At 67.6% G+C, this 16,380-nt stretch carries 13 protein-coding genes; 3 read left to right on the forward strand and 10 right to left on the reverse strand.

Annotated elements, in window-relative coordinates; translation table 11 throughout:
• Positions 1-253: 253 nt before the first annotated feature.
• The 4 genes from AC1DBN_RS15415 to dut form a co-directional block, all read right to left on the reverse strand.
• Complete coding sequence (locus AC1DBN_RS15415) at positions 254-1,114, reverse strand: DUF3159 domain-containing protein (protein WP_477723583.1); 861 nt, start codon at positions 1,112-1,114, stop codon at positions 254-256.
• On the reverse strand, positions 1,111-1,464 hold the full coding sequence (locus AC1DBN_RS15420; protein WP_091723939.1) for a single stranded DNA-binding domain-containing protein: 354 nt from the start codon (positions 1,462-1,464) through the stop codon (positions 1,111-1,113). The genes AC1DBN_RS15415 and AC1DBN_RS15420 overlap by 4 nt, the downstream gene beginning before the upstream one ends.
• Before the next feature lie 4 nt (positions 1,465-1,468).
• On the reverse strand, positions 1,469-2,182 hold the full coding sequence (locus tag AC1DBN_RS15425; RefSeq protein ID WP_091719582.1) for a DUF3710 domain-containing protein: 714 nt from the start codon (positions 2,180-2,182) through the stop codon (positions 1,469-1,471).
• A gap of 97 nt (positions 2,183-2,279) precedes the next feature.
• Positions 2,280-2,801: a dUTP diphosphatase gene (dut, locus tag AC1DBN_RS15430; RefSeq protein WP_091719580.1), complete on the reverse strand. Its 522-nt coding sequence runs from the start codon at positions 2,799-2,801 to the stop codon at positions 2,280-2,282.
• A 138-nt stretch (positions 2,802-2,939) separates the two neighbouring features.
• Between dut and AC1DBN_RS15435 the strand changes: the two genes are divergently transcribed.
• Both AC1DBN_RS15435 and sepH read left to right on the forward strand, forming a co-directional pair.
• The gene (locus AC1DBN_RS15435; protein WP_477723584.1) at positions 2,940-3,425 is read left to right on the forward strand and encodes a DUF3093 domain-containing protein; all 486 of its coding nucleotides are present in this window, start codon (positions 2,940-2,942) and stop codon (positions 3,423-3,425) included.
• 192 nt (positions 3,426-3,617) lie between these two features.
• The gene (gene sepH / locus AC1DBN_RS15440) at positions 3,618-5,003 is read left to right on the forward strand and encodes a septation protein SepH (RefSeq protein WP_477723585.1); all 1,386 of its coding nucleotides are present in this window, start codon (positions 3,618-3,620) and stop codon (positions 5,001-5,003) included.
• Between the two features lie 100 nt (positions 5,004-5,103).
• On the opposite strand, the gene AC1DBN_RS15445 is transcribed toward sepH, so the two are convergent.
• From AC1DBN_RS15445 to AC1DBN_RS15465, 5 genes are all read right to left on the reverse strand, one after another.
• Complete coding sequence (locus tag AC1DBN_RS15445; RefSeq protein ID WP_477723593.1) at positions 5,104-7,263, reverse strand: HNH endonuclease signature motif containing protein; 2,160 nt, start codon at positions 7,261-7,263, stop codon at positions 5,104-5,106.
• A gap of 135 nt (positions 7,264-7,398) precedes the next feature.
• Positions 7,399-8,130: a thymidine kinase gene (locus AC1DBN_RS15450; protein ID WP_477723586.1), complete on the reverse strand. Its 732-nt coding sequence runs from the start codon at positions 8,128-8,130 to the stop codon at positions 7,399-7,401.
• Positions 8,123-9,373 carry an alkaline phosphatase family protein gene (locus tag AC1DBN_RS15455; RefSeq protein WP_477723587.1) on the reverse strand — a complete coding sequence of 417 codons (1,251 nt, stop codon included), beginning with the start codon at positions 9,371-9,373 and terminating at the stop codon, positions 8,123-8,125. The genes AC1DBN_RS15450 and AC1DBN_RS15455 overlap by 8 nt, the downstream gene beginning before the upstream one ends.
• Positions 9,373-10,116, reverse strand: coding sequence for a DUF5998 family protein (locus AC1DBN_RS15460; RefSeq protein ID WP_043793886.1), 744 nt, complete (start codon positions 10,114-10,116; stop codon positions 9,373-9,375). Before AC1DBN_RS15460 ends, AC1DBN_RS15455 begins: the two co-directional genes overlap by 1 nt.
• A gap of 129 nt (positions 10,117-10,245) precedes the next feature.
• Positions 10,246-12,930: a bifunctional acetate--CoA ligase family protein/GNAT family N-acetyltransferase gene (locus tag AC1DBN_RS15465; protein WP_477723588.1), complete on the reverse strand. Its 2,685-nt coding sequence runs from the start codon at positions 12,928-12,930 to the stop codon at positions 10,246-10,248.
• A gap of 81 nt (positions 12,931-13,011) precedes the next feature.
• On the opposite strand from AC1DBN_RS15465, the gene AC1DBN_RS15470 reads away from it, so the two are divergent.
• The gene (locus AC1DBN_RS15470; RefSeq protein ID WP_314213390.1) at positions 13,012-15,522 is read left to right on the forward strand and encodes a DNA gyrase/topoisomerase IV subunit A; all 2,511 of its coding nucleotides are present in this window, start codon (positions 13,012-13,014) and stop codon (positions 15,520-15,522) included.
• Positions 15,523-15,564: 42 nt separating this feature from the next.
• Here the strand turns inward: AC1DBN_RS15470 and AC1DBN_RS15475 are convergent, their stop codons facing one another.
• A complete protein-coding gene (locus AC1DBN_RS15475; RefSeq protein WP_314213391.1) occupies positions 15,565-16,365 on the reverse strand; it encodes a GNAT family N-acetyltransferase in 801 nt (266 codons plus the stop codon).
• Positions 16,366-16,380 lie beyond the last annotated feature (15 nt).

A 16,380-nucleotide genomic window follows, 5' to 3' on the forward strand; every position in this document is an offset into this window, starting at 1 on the left:
GCTGGCGGCGGGGATCACGGCCGCACTGAGAATGGCAGCGCGGGGCACGCCGATGCTGCTACTGGGAATGGCAGCGCCGCATCCGCTGATACTGCGCGTTCCGGCACGACGCAGGATTCCCGTCAGGCCCGGCAGTCGTCCCTGGAGGACGACGGGTTCGACGGGTAGCGGGGCCGGCACCTGTGGCGTGAGCCGCCCGGGCCAGCGGTGGCCGGCCTGAACAGGGCCCGTGGTGCTGGAATCCCCGGCGAGCCTAGCCTTTCGCGGGCGTTTCGCTGCCTGCTGCATCTGCGGCGGCAGCGGGGCGGGTGACCAGCCAGGCGATCCAGACGCCGAGGATGTACAGCGGGGCGCCCATGATCAGGCGCGTGGTCGCCAGGGCTGCGAGCCCGTCCGGTCCCATCAGGTAGAGCGGGACCTGCACCAGGAGCCGCAGTGCCAGGACGCCGACGATGATCCAAGTGCCCAGCTGGTAGGCACGAACGCGGGCCGGATCCTTGCGCCAGTCCAGCCCTTCATTGCGGATAAAACCGAACAGCAGCCCCGCAACCGGCCATTTCACGAAGATCGAGATGACCATCGCAATGATGTACGCCCCGTTGGTAAAGAACCCGGGCAGGTAGAAATCCTCGGCCTTGCCTGTGGTGTTGGCAAGCCACGCGGAAATGCCGACGCCGACAACGCCGGCGAGTGCCTGGGTCAGCGGCCGCCGCTGCACGAGCCGCGCCACAGTGAACACCGCCGCTGAGGCCAGCGCCGCCACCAGCGACGGGGTGAGATCCTGGGTCACGGTGAAGGCAATGAGGAAGACCAGACCCGGCAGGATGCTCTCGGCAATGCCCTGGACCCCGCCCGCGCTCTTCAGGACGTCAACGCGCCCGTCGTGGGTCCTGTGCAGTCCAGCCTTGGCCGCGTAGTCGGCGGCCAAGCCTGCCATTGGAGAGGACTCTCCGCCGTCCCGTGGGCCGTTGTCCCGGGTGTTGTCGGCCGGGAAGTTGCCGGCCTGGTCCCTTGTGGACCGGGACTGACCGGCCTGCGCGCCGTTAGCTCCGGAGTTTCCGGTGGTGTCAGGGTGGGCCGCGCCGGGCGACGGGTCTGGCTGGTGCGCGGTCATTCGTTCTCCTGGTGGGAAAGTATTTCGTAGCGCGGGTTGAAGATGGTGGGCATCCCCTCGCTCCTGGACAGCATGCCCTCGAGCTTGAGTTCGGTCCCGGCTTCAATGCCGGGAACGCGGCGCCGGCCCAGCCACACGACCCTGAGGCGCGCCCTTGCCGCGCTGGCACGGCCGGATCCCGGACGGAGGGCGCCGGAGTCGGAGACAATAGCGCTGAAGGCCGCCGTCCGGTCGGCTGGAACATAGGTGACGGACTCGATGCGGCCCTGGCACAGAACGCGCCCCTTGTCCGGCAGTTGGTCCAGGGGAACCGGAGCCCTGCCGTGCGACGCCGGTGATCCCCCACCCATGGCTTCAGCCAATCTGGGTGATTTCGGGGCCGCGTTCCGGCTCCTGGAGGTTGGGAGCGCCCGGAGGCGGTGTGGTGGTTGCGTCCTTGGGGAGGCGCAGCTGGAGGAGGTCGCGTGGGGGCATGGGGCTGTCCCCGCGGACCACAACCACCTTCCGGAACAGTTCTTCGAGCGGTTCGGCCGCGTCACGTTCAAGCGCAGCAGGTCCGCCGAGCACGCCACGAAGGAACCAGCGGGGTCCGTCGACGCCGATGAAGCGCGCCACGCGGAATCCCTGGCTGCCGTCGGGGAGCCCGGCAGGAAGCTTGGCCACGAGTTCTGTTCCGAAGGGTCCTTCGATGTCCTCCACCTGCCCGCCCTGCGCACCGACCGACTGGCCGATCTGGGTGCGGATTTCTTCCCAGAGCTCTTCGGTCTTGGGTGCGGCAAAGGCCTGCAGCTGCAGGCTGGATCCATTGAGGTCCAGGGTGACTGCCACGACCCGCTGGGTGGCTTCCTCAACCTCGAGGCGGAGCTGGAGGCCCTCGCTGGGGGTGATCAGCAGGGCGCCGAGATCCACATAACCGTCGCGGCTGCTGATTTCAGACTCATCCAAGGGGCCGTTGGCTCGCTGGTCGACTGCCTCCGCATCGCCGTCTGCGGGCGCATCGTCAGCGAGCAACCCGTCCGGTGCGTCCGGTTGCTCCGTCTTGGCTTTCCTGCCGAACCCAAAGGCCATGAGGATGTTTCTCCTTTAGTGTGAAAGTTCCGGTCCGGCCCTGGAAGGTACCGTCGCCGTACTGCGTTGCCCGTGGCACCAGCTGCCACGGACCGAATCAGGCTCCGGGCTGATTGAACCCGCCCGTGGAGCCGAAGCCCCCGGTGCCGCGCACGGACCCGCTCAATTCCGTGACTGGAACGAACTGTGCATACTCGACGCGCTGGATGACCATCTGGGCAATTCTATCGCCGCGCCGCAGCTCGATGGCCTGGCTCACATCAGTGTTCAGGAGGGTGACCGAAATCTCGCCGCGGTAGCCGGCGTCGACCGTTCCCGGGGCGTTGACGATGGTGAGGCCGTGCTTGGTTGCGAGGCCGGAACGGGGGTGGATCAGGGCGACGAATCCCTCGGGAAGGGCAATGGCCACCCCGGTGGGGACGAGCCGACGCTCACCGGGCTGCAGGGTAACGTCCTGCCGCGCGCGGAGGTCCGCGCCGGCGTCGCCGGGATGGGCGTAGGAGGGCGCTTCCAGGTCCGGATCCAGCATCTTCAGCTGGACCTGCAGAGTGGGAGCGGAGGCCGAAAGTTCCGGCGCTTCGTCGAAAACGGTATTTGCTGTGGCGGGTTGATCAGTCACAGTCACTCACTCTAACCCGCGCCTCAGGATCAGACCTAGGGTGGGCCCTGAAGGGCGAAGGCCCGTGGCCGGGGTGAACGGCACGTGCGAATTGCACGCCAAGATGAAATAGCCCGGCAAAGGTGGAAAGCTTGGCCTATGCCCGAAACAAGCTCCCCTGCCCCCACGCCCAGCCCGTCTACAGGGTCTTCGGCCACTTATAGGGAGAAGCTCTGGCCCAACGTGTGGATATGGATCATCGCAGCCGGAATCTCGGCAGCCGGGATCCTGGTGTTTGCACCGATCAGCATGTTCGCCGGCATTACTGCGGCAGTGGTCCTTTTCGTCATCATTGCGGTACTCCTCATAGTTTCCACACCCACCCTCCTGGTCACCGGGGAAACCTTCACCGTCGGCCGCGCCACCATCGAACGCAAGTTCGTCGGCGCCGTCGAACACTTCAGCGGCGGGGAAGCAACGGCGGAACGGGGCACCAGGCTCAACGGCCTGGCCTACCTCTGCATCCGCGGGTGGATCGACCCCGTAGTCAAGGTGGAGATCACCGATCCTGCCGACAAGACGCCCTATTGGCTGACCTCGACGCGGCACCCGGAAGAACTCGCGGCGGCCCTCACCCGCCACTGATACGTCAGTTACGCCTGTGCGGGCCAGGGAACGGAACGGCTGACAACGCCGGGACCGTCGCTCTCGGATAGAAACGCGGTGGCATCGCCGGAATGGCCGGAATATCGCGGCGCGCCCTGCCCCTTGAGGCAAATAACGCCCACCGGGTGGCAGAGTTTCGATTGATAGTGATGCCAGGGTGGAGGATTTTGGATGCAGGATCTACGGCTTGTAGGCGTGCACGACGACGGGACTCACCTCCTGTTGAGCGGGGCCGGCGGCGAGATGTTCCGGCTGCCGATCGATGAAGCGCTCCGGACAGCGGGCCGGTCGGCTCCGAAGCCGACGCCGGAAAGGCCCGCCATTCCGATGTCCCCACGGGACATCCAGGCGCGGATCCGTGCCGGCGCTACGGCTGCCGATGTCGCAGAACTCTCCGGCCTGCCGCTTGCAAAAGTCGAGCGCTACGAAGGCCCGGTCCTTGCCGAACGTGAATACATTGCGCAGCAGGCCCGCAAGGTCGAAGTAGCCACGCCCTCCCCCGGCCACGACGTATACAGGTCGGCTTTCGGCGACAACACTGCCACCCTCGACGAGATGGTGTCGCACCGGCTGACCGCCCACGGCATCGACCCCTCATCAGTGGAATGGGACTCCTGGCGCAGGCAGGACGGAACCTGGACCGTCACCGCAAGCTTCCAGGCAGAGACTGACGGCACTGCCGGTATCGGCGAGGAACCGCCGGCCACGTGGACTTTCAACCCCGTCCGGAAGGCTCTGCAGAACACCAACCGCTGGGCCCAGCAGCTCAGTGAACTGGAGCCCCTGGATGGACCAGTTCCGGCCCGCCGCCTGTCGGCCGTCTCGGACCGGCCGTTCGATTTCGAAACCGACGCCGATGCGGTGCGGACTGGCCCGCAGGGTGTCGTTGCAGTGCCCGGCAAGGAAGCTGATGGGCTGCTGGACATGCTACGTTCCCGCCGGGGCCAGCGCCTGGGCGTCGACGAGGACTCGGATGATGCCCTCGCCATGCTCCTGACCCACGGGGTACCGGCGGCTCACCCGCGGCCGTCAGAGGTTGTCCCGGAACCTGAGGCTGAGGCCGACGTCGAAGAACCTGACAATGGGCAACAGGACGACCAGCCGGATGCTCCCGCAGCAAAGGGCGATTCCTTCGTCCGCCGCCGTGATGCGAGGCCCTCCATGCTGTCGCGCCTGAGCCTGATCCCGCCTCACCGTGACGTTGAGGATGACGTCCTCCGATTGCACGAAGGCGTCAGCACGGAAACGCGCGAGGTCACCATCGTCGCGTCCCCGCAGAACAGCGCATCCCAGCAGGACAGCCAGTCCGCTCCGGAACGCCCGGCTGACACGCCCTCCAACGACGCTCCCTCCGGGCGTGACAGCAGCACCAATGCAGGGTTAGACGAGTTGCTGGGCGGCGGCCAGCGCCGGTTCGCGTCGAGGAACGACGACGGCCAGTCCAGCGTGAAGGGGCAGTCGCCGGAAGCCGAGGCGCCCGAGCGTCAGCCTTCCCGCCCCAAGCGGTCCAGCGTCCCATCCTGGGACGAGATTGTTTTCGGCACCCGCAGCGAATAGCGGTACATGGCAGCACCTCCGGTTTCCACCGGGGACTTCGAATATGCAGCGGCAAAAGTTCGACTTGTGCTGTGCAGGGTCCCTGCGGGACTGGCGGCTATTAGGCGTGCAGCAACCAGTCTGTCCGGCTTCCCCATGGATCAGCGGGCAGTATGAAGGGTGTCGCGTAGAAGGCGTCCCACAGCGGATCGTCCGGGGATAGATCGCCGGGTTCGATGAGGTCCCCTCCGAGGAGTTCTCCGTCGAGTGACTCGTGGTCAGGTGGGTCCGCGAGCAGGTGTTCCGGAAAGACTGCAATGCCGGCAAGTATCTGCTCCTCCAACGACCACTGCGTTTCCGCTGATCCGTTAACAATCGTTCCCTCAGGCAGTTCCCCGGGACGCGTTTGCCCTACCGGCTCCTGCGCGCTGGCTATTCTTTCGACCGCGTCAGTCCCGCCCGTCAAGATAACGTCGCTGCCCACCGCCCGTTCTCCCCCCACGCGCGGCTCCCCGGACAGGCCAGGTTCGTCGCCCGCACCAAAGTCCCCGGTGGAGGCAAACCCCTCAGTCGCGCCAAAGTCCCCAGTCGCCTCAGAGTCTCTGGCCATCGTAAGTTCTCCAGCCCCGCAGTCGTCTCCGGTGGCGCGTGGCTCCCCGGCCGCGCCAGCGTCGCCGCCCGGCGTGAGGTCTCCGGTCACGCCAGATTCTCCGGCCGCGCCAGTGTCTTCATTCAGCGCCCTCTCCTGTTCCAGTTCAGAGAGTGCGGGTGGCCAGTGGGGTGGTTGGGGGTCGGGGTGTTGTGCTGGGTAGTGGCGGCCGGTGGGTGAGGTCCAGCCTGGTGGTTCGGTTGTGGTGGCTGGTGTGGGGCTCCAGGCGCTGTTGTGTTTGAGGCGGTGATGTTTCGGGCAGAGCTGTGCCAGGTTGCTGACTCCTGTTGTGCCGTGGTGTTGCCAGGCGGTGAGGTGGTCGGTGTCGTTGTCCGTGCTGGGGTTGGTGCAGCCGGGGAACGTGCAGTGTCCATCGCGCATCCTGATCCAGCGTTTCATCGCCTCCGACAACCGGTAACTGGTCCGGCCGATCTCGAGAGGCGCACCGTCACGCGGGTCGACGAGGACCCGGTAAAACGAGGCCGCCCCGTCAGCAACGAGTTTGCGGGCCATCGCCGCCGGGATGGGCCCGTGCCCGTCGAGGTCTGCCGGTTCGTCAGTGCTGCCCAACATTGTAAATATCGGAATGGTGACCAGCACGTCGGCTTTCGGGGCGGGGATCTTGCTGAGGTCAAGTGCGTAAGGGTCGCTCCCGTTGCCACTGGCACCGGGAAGACTATCGACCCCGGATGCGCTGCCGGATCCTTCGCTCCCGTTCAACCGGCCTGTGGCGGCGGCCCCGGTGTGGGCGCTCAACAGGAGCGCGGCGGCGACGTCCGGCCGCAACTGGGTGAGGGTGCGGGTCTCTCGCGGTCCCTGGAGGCCGCGGGCGATGGCGGTGGTCTTGTTCCAGATGGCGCAGGCGGTGTCCCCGGGCAGGATCAGGGTGATCGATGCCATCCCATCCGCGTCGGGGCGGTATTCCATCCGCCGCTCCGCCACACACCTGACGTGCCGTTCCTGGACGGAGGCGGGGTAGGTGCGTTCTCGCCAGGTCCGGACTTTCCGGCGGAACAGGTGCGGCACCAGGTCACCGGGCGCAGACCCCCGGGCACGGTTGGGGGCGTCCGGGTCGAAGAAATGCGCCACCAGCGCCTCAGCATTCTCGGGGGCGAGGCAGTCCGCTTCGTCGGCCACGATCACCGCATGCCGCCACGACATCAACCCAGAAGCCAGCGCACCTGCGACCGCCGGCATCGCGCAGACCTTGCGTGATTGGCTGATGAACGCCGTAGCGGCACCCGGGCTAAGTGTCAGGACCCCGGCGACCTCCGCCGTCGTGGACATCTCCACAAACGCCCGCTCCGACCCTGTGGCGTCCGGCGGTGTCATCGCCTCCTGAAACTCCACGAACTCCGCAGCGTCCCGTGCTTCACCCGCAGCTACCTGGGCTTCCAACTGCTTCCAGAACGCCAACCGCTGCAGCCGAAGCTCCGACCTCCGCTCCAACGCATCAACACCGGTAAGAATGGAACCGGAGACACCGGCCGCGCCCGTGCCACCCAGACCAACGAGGACGTCAGATCCGGTCCCCGCCAGGTCCAGACTGCCCGCACAGGGTTCACCCTCAAGCCATGAGTCCTCAAGGAACAGCGCGTCGAGGCCCACGATCGAGGCCCGAAGACCCTCCATGCCTGCCGCTCCAATGCCCGCGTTTCCCATAAAAGAATCCTCGCGCGGGGGTCTGACATTGATGGCAGAAGTGCAGCCGCGTCGGACGAACTCCACTCGACCCGGCTCCAAGTCCGGGAACGCCAACAGAAGTGGCTAGGCCCCTGTCCCAGCGGCCGGTCCCCCGGATCCGTGCCAGAGGCATGCGTCAACGTCGAACGGCAGGAGCTGATCCTGCTCAGCCATCAGGTTGGCCCCATGGGCGGTGACACGGCGCATGAAGTGCCGCCGGCAGAGAGTCTCGTACCCCACCACCGGGACGTGGTGGGCGGCCACAGCCACGGCTCCGTCCACTGCCATGTCCACGTCGCCCACCACCACCTGGGCGCCCTCGGTGACCATGACGCCGTCGACCGTCCTGGCATTGTGTGTGGCGCGGCGCCCGCACCAGCACAAAGCCTCAACCTGCAGGACCTGGACGCGGTCAGCGAGTTCGATCAGCCGCTGCGAGCCCGGAAACAGCCTGGTCCGGAAGTCCGCAGTGATCCCGAACGCGAAAACATCCACGTCGATCTCGTCCACCACTTTGGCGAGCTGCTCCACCTGCTCGGGCGTGTAGAACTGTGCTTCGTCGCAAATGAGGTAGTCGACGCGCTGGCCGTGGGTGCGCCGGCGCATGACTTCCTCCCAGAAGTCGGTGCCGTCCACCACCTCGACGGCGTCGGTTTCTAGGCCAAGGCGGCTGGAGATCCGTGACTCACCGGCGCGGTCGTTCCGGCTGAACCGTACGCCGCCGCGGCCACGGACCCGGTGATTATGGTCCATCTGCAGCGCGAGGGTGGACTTTCCGCAGTCCATCGTGCCGGAGAAGAAGACGAGTTCAGCCACGGCGGCGGCCACCCTTGCCGCCGCCGGCGGTGAGGCAGAGCAGCGGAACTTCGCGCTCCGCCTTGGTCAGCGACCCGTGCTGGCCCACCACTTCCATGGCGGTGGGGCGGCTGCGCCGGGTGTCGTAGAGCGCCAGGGAATCCCGGGCTGCGATCATCACGTCGCCGATCCTGCCTTCGACGGCGGGCCGCACCGCACCGAAGAGCCCGGCGGCCACAGCTTCATCCCGGGTGAATGCCCAGACCTTGCTGCCGAAGCGGTCCCGCCATGCGGTGAGCAGCCGGTCCCGGCCCGCTGCTCCGGCCGCTTCCTCAAGGTAGAGGTGGACCATGCGCGGTTCGCCGGCGGTGTGCCGGACGCCTTCCACCAGCGCGGGCTCGGCGGAGTAGTCGATCCTGTGCGGTTCCGGCACGTCCAGCATTCCGTGGTCAGCGGTCAGGAGAATGGTGGTCCCGGCCGGCAGCGAGGTGCTGAGCCGCTTGACGGTGGCGTCGAGTTCCTCGAGCTGGTGTTCCCACTGCTGGGACTGGCAGCCATAGCGGTGCCCGGCTTTGTCCAGTTCGTTCAGGTAGAAGTACATCAGCGAGGGCCCGCTGCCGGACATTGCATCGGCTGCGGACGCGGTGCGCGCATGGGACGTGGTGCCAGAGATGAAGCGCCCGCCCCGCAAGGCGGCGCGGGTCATAGGCGAATCCGCGAACTGGGGCAGGCTGATGGTGGTGACGTCGGCATGTTCGGCAGCCCGTTCGAGCACCGTGGGGTGGGGCTGCCAGGCGGTGGGGTCCACTCCCGGGTCCCAGTTCCCCAGCAGGTTGACCACCTTGTCCTGCTGCGGATCGAGTACGTCGTAGCCCACCATCCCGTGCTGGCCCGGCGGCAGGCCGGTGCCAAGGCTGGACAGGGCTGCGGCGGTGGTGGAAGGAAACGCGGAGTCGAGCCAGACGGGCACCTCGCCCTGCCCCGCCTGGATGACCGAGCGGAGGAACGGGGTGTGGGCGGACTTCTGCTTGAGCAGGTTCCGCCCCAGGCCGTCCGCCACCACGACGCAGACCCGCTGCGACACCGGCAGCTTCAGCGTGTTTTCAAACCCGCCGATTCCGAGGCTGGCTGCGGCGCTGGTCAGCACCTCGGCCACGGAACGGTGTCCGTAGGCCGGTGCCGGGGGAAGGTCCGACGCCGGTCCGGACAGTGCGGCGGCAGCCAAAGGGGCGGCCGGGGGTACTTGGGGGCGCTCGTCGGGCATCAGCGCTGCTGGTGGCCGCGGCTGAGGCGCGTGCCGAACACGCCGGCGCGCGGCCGGGGCGGCAGTGACTGCACGTGGGGAACCGGCGAGGTGGACCCGGTGTTGACGGCCCGCAGGGCGCGGGCAAAGAGCTTCGCATCCTGGACTGCCTGCAGCCCGTCCGCCTCCGCGCTGATCCGCAGGACGATGTCCTCCTGCGCAATCGTGCCGGTATAGCCGTGGTCCGCTTCGCATTGGGGATCGCCGCAGCTGGCCGGCCCCATGTCCAGGCGCTGGCCACCGGACCAGGCGATGGACAGTGTCAGTTCCCGCACGGGATCGGACGGCTTGTAGTTTTGCGGCTGGGCGTACATGTAGCTGAGGACCACCGAACGGATCTGGGCCACGGGAACGGACTCCGTGGAGATCTGGGCAACGATCTGCTCGCCTGCTTCATCCAGTTGCTGGTCGTCCACGTGGGTGATGACCAGCATGTCAGCAGTCAGGACCAGCACCGTGATGTGGCGGCGGACCTCAGCCCGGTCAAAGTGGGTTTCCAGATGCACCAGGTGTGCCACGCAGTCGCGGCCGTCCAGGGCGTCGTCCACCACGTCCGCCACGAGGCGGGGATAGAAACCGGCCTTTTGGAGGGCACCTTCCAGGCTTTGGCCCTGGGAACTGTGGCTGTGTGAGCTGTGGTGGCGGATGGCCTGGTTTTCGTTGCCGGGCGTTTCAGGCGCCGAGGCGGGAGGCTGGGAGCTCATTCCCCCATTTTCACAGATGCGCCGCTCACTTTGCCAACCGCCCGCTCCACCCAACGGGGAAACACAGGACAACCGCGCCACAAACACCGGCAGATGGCGCGGCCGGCCAGCCCGTGGACCACCGCAGTGTCAGCCCCGCATGGCCCGCCGTGCGCTGTCCGTGCGTTGGGCGGCGTTCCCGATCCTGACGTCGGCCGCCAGGATGGTGGCACCGTTCGTTCCGCAGAGCACCGGGTTGAACTCCACCAGGGCGATTTCGGGGTGGTTGTCCTTCATCCACGCCAGCCGCCCTGCCAGGTCCTCCAAGGCGGAAACGTCGACGGCGGGAAGTCCCTGGTAGCCGAACAGCTTCCGCGCTGCCCGGGGCGCCCGGATGAAGTCGTGGACGTCCGCGGCGGACAGCGGCGGCACCCGGTGCGACCAGTCATCCAGCAGGTTCACGGCATCGCCGGCCAGGCCGAAGGAGATCACAGGTCCCAGCAGCGGGTCCTCAATGGCCCGGAACGTGCACGCCTGGCCTACCGGCGCCATGGACTGCACCTCGAGAGCCGGATCGCCATAGAGGGCGAGGGCGCGGCGCATCTGAAGCACATCCCGGCGCAGCGACTCGGCGTCCTGGATGTCCAGGCGGACGCCCCCCAGGTCGAGCCGGTGCCGCAGGGCGGGATCCGTCGTCTTCACGGCCACCGGCCAGCCGAGGCCCTCGGCGGCTTCCACCGCTTCGTCAGGGGTGTCGAAGGCCGCGGATGGCAGCACGGAAATGCCGTAGTGCCCCAGCAGGGATGCGGCCGCTGCGGGGTCCAGCTGCTTGAGCTGCTCCCCCTTGACGTCGCGGAGCTGTACTTCGAGCTCGGCGCGGGCCCGGGCGGGATCGCAGCCCGGCGGTTCCACGAAGTGGCCGTGGTCCCGCGACACCCACTCGGAGTACCTCACCACGGCGGCGAGCGCTGCCACAGCTGCGCCGGGGTTGGAGAAGCACGGCACGGCTTTGTCTGCGGCGCCCACCATGCCTTCAACGTAGACGGAGTCGTCCAGGATGCCGGTGAACGCCGCCACCACGGGCTTGCCGGCCTCGGCGGAGACGTCGGCCAGCGATTCCGCAATGCTGTCCACCGTGAGTCCGCGGGCCGGCAGGAGTGCTGCGACGGCGGCATGGACATGCGCCGGGCGCAGGGCCTCGAGCAGCGCTGAGCGCAGGGCGGGCAAGGCCACTGAGCGCCCGGCGTCGAGGTCCACCCCGGTCACCAGCTGCTCCACACTGAGGCCATGGTCTGCTGCACTGTCCGCCACTACCTTGCCCAGCGCCTGGGAGTTGCTGAGGATGGCCAGGCCGGGCCCCGCGGGCAGCGGCTGGCCCGCGACAACCTGTGCCACGTCCACCAGCTGCTCGATGGTTCCGACGCGGATGACGCCGGACTGGCGGAGCATGGAGTCCAGCGCCCCGCCCGGCGCCTGGGTGGTGCGGACGGCGTGTCCCGGCGGCAGGCGCAGGCCCATGGTGTCGGACTTGGCCACGATCACCGGTTTGGTGCGGGCCAGGCGCCGGGCGATGCGGGAGAACTTGCGCGGGTTGCCGATCGATTCCAGGTAGAGGCCCACGGCGGAGGTGTCGGCGTCGTCTTCCCAGTACTGCATGATGTCGTTGCCTGACACGTCGGCACGGTTCCCGGCCGAAAGGAACGTGGACATGCCGAGGCGCCTGCGGCTGGACGCAGCGTACAGGGACACGCCAATGGCTGCCGACTGGCTGAACAGCCCCAGCCCGCCGCGGCGCGGCAGGGTGGGCGCCATGGAGGCGTTGAGCCGGACCTCGGGGTGCGTGTTGATGATGCCCAGGGAGGCCGGGCCGATGACCCTCATCCCGCTCGCGCGTGCCTGGCGCACAAGGTTCCGTTGCCGCTGCAGGCCGCGTTCGCCGTCGTCCGCGAAACCTGCGGAGGCGATCACCAGGCCCTTGACGCCGGCGGCGGCGCAGTCCTCCACAACGGAGGGAACCTCCTCGTACGGCACGGCGACCACCGCGAGCTGCACGGGCTCGGGTACTTCGGTCAGCCGGCCGTAGGACAGCATGCCGGCCAGTTCCAGCGCCTCGGGATTGATGGCGTAGACGGGCCCGGAGAAGCCGCCTTCCACAATATGCTCCAGCAGTTGGTAGCCCACGGTCCCCCACTTGCGGCTGGCGCCGATGACGGCCACGGACGACGGCGTCAGCAGGTCCCGCACGCTCCTCGCCTCGGCGCGGTGCTCGCGGGATTCCATGACGGCCCGTGATTTTTCGGTGGGGTCGATGTTGAATTCGAGGCTGACGACGCCGTCGTCGAAGTGGCGTTTGACGTCATAGCCGGCATCCGAGAAGACCATGAGCATTTTGCGGTTCTCGGGCAGCACCTCGGCGCTGAAGCGCTGGATCCCGTTTTCGTGGGCCGCGGCGGCGAGGTGTTCGAGCAGGATGGAGCCGATTCCCCGGCCCTGGTGCGCGTCGGCGATGTTGAAGGCGACCTCGGCCTCGGTGGGATCATCCAGCCGGTCGTAGCGGCCGATACCGATGATTTCCCCGCGCATGGTGATGACGAACGCCACCCGGTCCTTGTAGTCCACTTCGGTGAACCGTTTGAGCTCCTTGGCTGACAGCCGTGCCTTGAAGGCGAAGAAGCGCATGTAAATTGAGTTCTGCGACTGTCCGGTATGGAAGGTCTGAATGGCCTCTGCATCGGACGGATGGATGGGCCGCAAATGGGCTGTCCCGCCGTCGCGCAGGACGACATCGGCTTCCCAATGTTCCGGATATTCGCCGTCCCCGGGCTGATCCACCATAGGCTTAGCCTAGCCAAAAACTGCCGCAGCGCAGCAGCACCCTGCCCGGCAACCCCAGTAACCGAAGGATTCACCACCCCCATGGCCCGCCGCCAAAGCCCAGCACCCGTCGCGGACACCACTCCCTTCACGGAGAACATCGTCGACATCGACGTCACTTCCGAGATGGAGGGTTCGTTCCTGGAGTACGCGTACTCCGTGATTTACTCGCGGGCACTGCCCGACGCCCGCGACGGGTTGAAGCCGGTGCAGCGCCGCATCCTGTACATGATGAGCGACATGGGCCTGCGGCCGGACCGCGGGCACGTCAAGAGCGCCCGCGTGGTGGGCGAGGTCATGGGTAAGCTGCACCCGCACGGAGATGCCGCCATCTACGACGCCATGGTGCGCATGGCGCAGGACTTCTCGCTGCGTTTGCCCCTGATCGACGGGCACGGCAACTTCGGCTCGCTCGACGACGGCCCGGCAGCTCCGCGGTACACGGAGGCCAGGCTGGCGCCCGCCGCCCTCACCCTCACCAACCACCTCGATGAAGACGTGGTGGACTTCGTCCCCAACTACGACAACCAGCTCACGCAGCCGGACGTCCTCCCGGCGGCCTTCCCCAACCTGCTGGTCAACGGCGCCACCGGCATCGCCGTGGGCATGGCAACCAACATGGCCCCGCACAACCTGGTGGAAGTCATCTCCGCAGCCCGGCACCTGATCGCCCACCCGGACGCCACCCTCGAAGACCTGATGCGGTTCGTCCCGGGCCCGGACCTGCCCAGCGGCGGCCGGATTGTGGGCCTGGACGGCATCCGCGACGCCTACGCCACCGGCCGGGGGTCCTTCAAGACCCGTGCCAAGGTGGAAGTGGAGCAGCTCTCGGCCCGCCGCACCGGCCTGGTGGTCACCGAACTGCCGTACATGGTGGGCCCCGAAAAGGTCATCGAGAAGATCAAGGACGCCGTCAACGCCAAGAAGCTGACCGGCATCAGCGACATCGTGGACTTGACGGACCGGAAGCACGGACTGCGGCTGGTCATCGAGCTGAAGAACGGCTTCAACCCCACCGCGGTGCTCCAGCAGCTCTACCGGTACACGCCGATGGAGGATTCCTTCGGCATCAACAACGTCACGCTGGTGGACGGGCAGCCGCAGACCCTCGGCCTGGTGGACCTGCTCTCCGTCTACGTCAACCACCGCATCGACGTTGTCCGCCGCCGCACCATCTTCCGGCTGGGCAAGAAGAAGGACCGGCTGCACCTGGTGGAGGGCCTCCTCATCGCCATCGTGGACATCGACGAGGTCATCCAGATCATCCGGTCCTCGGATGAGGCGGCCGCAGCCCGTGAGCGCCTGATGTCCATCTACGACCTCACCGAGATCCAGGCCAATTACATCCTGGAACTGCGGCTCCGCCAGCTGACCAAGTACTCGCGGATCGAGCTGGAGAAGGAACAGGACCAGCTGCGCCGCGAGATCGCCGAACTCGAAGCCATCCTCAACTCCGAGGAACTGCTCCGTTCGCTGGTGTCCGATGAACTCGCAGCGATTGCCGAGGAACACGGCACGCCCCGCCGCACCATCCTGCTGGAGTCCGAAGCCGTCTCCCCCACCGTCGCGGCAGAACTTGCCGGCAGCAAGAAGGGCAAGCCCGCTCCCCTGGCCCTGGAGATCGCCGACGACCCCTGCTGGGCCATCCTGACGGCCTCCGGGCAGATCGGGCGCACCAGCAACCAGGAGCCGCTGGCAGAAGCCGGACCGCGGAACAAGCACGACGTGTTCACGACAGTGGTGAAGACCTCAGCGCGCGGTGAGATCGCTGCCATCACCTCCCAGGGCCGCATGCTGCGCCTCCAGGTAATGGACATGCCGGTCCTGCCCCCCGTGGCGGGCCTGCCCAACATGGCCGGTGGTGTCCCGGCGAAGGACTTCCTCACGCTGCTGAAGGGCGAAACCCTGGTGGCCTTCGCCCCGCTGGACGAGGTTCTGGCCATCGGCACCGCCCAGGGCGTGGTGAAGCGGGTCCAGCCGGACTATCCGCTGAACCGCGAGGACTGGGAAGTCATCGCGCTCAAGGACAAGGATTTCGTGGTGGGGGTGGCACCGGCTGCGGCTGATGACACCGAACTGGTGTTCCTGACGGCCCAGGCGCAGCTGCTGAAGTTTGCCGCCTCCGCCGTGCGCCCGCAGGGCAGGACGGCCGGTGGAATGGCCGGCATCAAACTTGCCGCGGGCGACCGCGTGACGTTCTTCGGCGCGGTGCGCGCCCAGGACGAGGCCGCCGTCGTGGTCACCATTGCCGGCACCAACGGCGCCCTTCCGGGGACTGCCCCGGGCACGGCGAAGGTGACTGCGTTCTCCGAATACCCGGTGAAGGGCCGTGCCACCGCAGGGGTGCGCGCGCACCGGTTCCTGAAGGGCGAGGACACGTTGCTGCTGGCGTGGGCCGGTCATGGTCCCGCCAAGGCGTCCTCGTCCGCGGGCGTTGCCAGGTCACTTCCGCAGGAGCACGGCCGCCGCGATGGTTCCGGCATCCCCCTGTCCCAGGCCGTGGATGTAGTGGGTGCCGCGATGGCGTGGCCGGAGGCCGCCGCCGAGGCATAAACCGCACTCGAGGCAAAGTCCGCCCGCCACCGCTGCGCCGGATCAGGGTTCCCTGCTCCAGTTGTAGGGCGTGGTGGTGGAGACCTTGACCAGTCCGTACCGCTCAAGGATGGGGCGCGAGTATTCGGTGGAGTCGCTGTGGATCAGGGTCTTGCCGAGCTGCAGGGCGGATCGGGCACGCTGTGCGGTGAGGGCCCGGTAAATGCCTTGTCCGCGCCACGGCGCCAGCGTGGCCCCGCCCCCGATGCCGGCGAAGTCCGTCCCTGCCACCGGTTCCAGGCGGCCGGCACTGACGATGCGGCCCTCGTGGCCTGCTGCCCACAGCTCGGTTCCGTCGCCTGTGGCCAGCCGCCGCAGCAGGTCTTCGGCCCGGGCTTCCGAGATGCTGTCCCCGAAAGCGATATCCTGCATGGCGCTCACGGCGCGGACGTCCGCTGGCCCGGTGACCTGCCGAAGCCACACCCCGGGCGGAAGGGGAACGTCCGCCATCAGGGCGGCAGCGGCACCAATCATGATCGATTCGGCGTCGGCGGGCACGAAGCCGTGGGCCAGCAGCGCCCCGTGCAGGCCCGGCGCAGAGTCGTGCCCGCGGGTCTTCCACTCCACGGACTGCACCGCAGGGTCCGCGCGGAAGTGCGCCACTGCCTGGCCCACCCACTCCGCGACAATGGCGGCAGACGCCCCGCCCAGGCCAGCGTAGGTGACGAACCCGCGTCCGCCGTCGAACGTGGCGAGCCGCAGCGGGCCGAGCGCGACCACTGACCTGGCGCCGGCAACTTCGGGGGCGAGGCGCAGTTGGGAGTCGTAGGCGGCGAGGAACCGTGCAGCGTCCGGATGCTTCATTGCTTGTACTTTAGA

Source organism: Pseudarthrobacter sp. 10T415 (assembly GCF_056394175.1).

Bases quoted from the DNA above. Each gene is read 5' to 3' on its own strand.
- AC1DBN_RS15415 (WP_477723583.1), bottom strand. From the start codon at position 1,114: ATGACCGCGCACCAGCCAGACCCGTCGCCCGGCGCGGCCCACCCTGAC.
- AC1DBN_RS15420 (WP_091723939.1), bottom strand. From the start codon at position 1,464: ATGGGTGGGGGATCACCGGCGTCGCACGGCAGGGCTCCGGTTCCCCTG.
- AC1DBN_RS15425 (WP_091719582.1), bottom strand. From the start codon at position 2,182: ATGGCCTTTGGGTTCGGCAGGAAAGCCAAGACGGAGCAACCGGACGCA.
- AC1DBN_RS15435 (WP_477723584.1), top strand. From the start codon at position 2,940: ATGCCCGAAACAAGCTCCCCTGCCCCCACGCCCAGCCCGTCTACAGGG.
- sepH (WP_477723585.1), top strand. From the start codon at position 3,618: ATGCAGGATCTACGGCTTGTAGGCGTGCACGACGACGGGACTCACCTC.
- AC1DBN_RS15445 (WP_477723593.1), bottom strand. From the start codon at position 7,263: ATGGAGGGTCTTCGGGCCTCGATCGTGGGCCTCGACGCGCTGTTCCTT.
- AC1DBN_RS15455 (WP_477723587.1), bottom strand. From the start codon at position 9,373: ATGCCCGACGAGCGCCCCCAAGTACCCCCGGCCGCCCCTTTGGCTGCC.
- AC1DBN_RS15460 (WP_043793886.1), bottom strand. From the start codon at position 10,116: ATGAGCTCCCAGCCTCCCGCCTCGGCGCCTGAAACGCCCGGCAACGAA.
- AC1DBN_RS15465 (WP_477723588.1), bottom strand. From the start codon at position 12,930: ATGGTGGATCAGCCCGGGGACGGCGAATATCCGGAACATTGGGAAGCC.
- AC1DBN_RS15470 (WP_314213390.1), top strand. From the start codon at position 13,012: ATGGCCCGCCGCCAAAGCCCAGCACCCGTCGCGGACACCACTCCCTTC.
- AC1DBN_RS15475 (WP_314213391.1), bottom strand. From the start codon at position 16,365: ATGAAGCATCCGGACGCTGCACGGTTCCTCGCCGCCTACGACTCCCAA.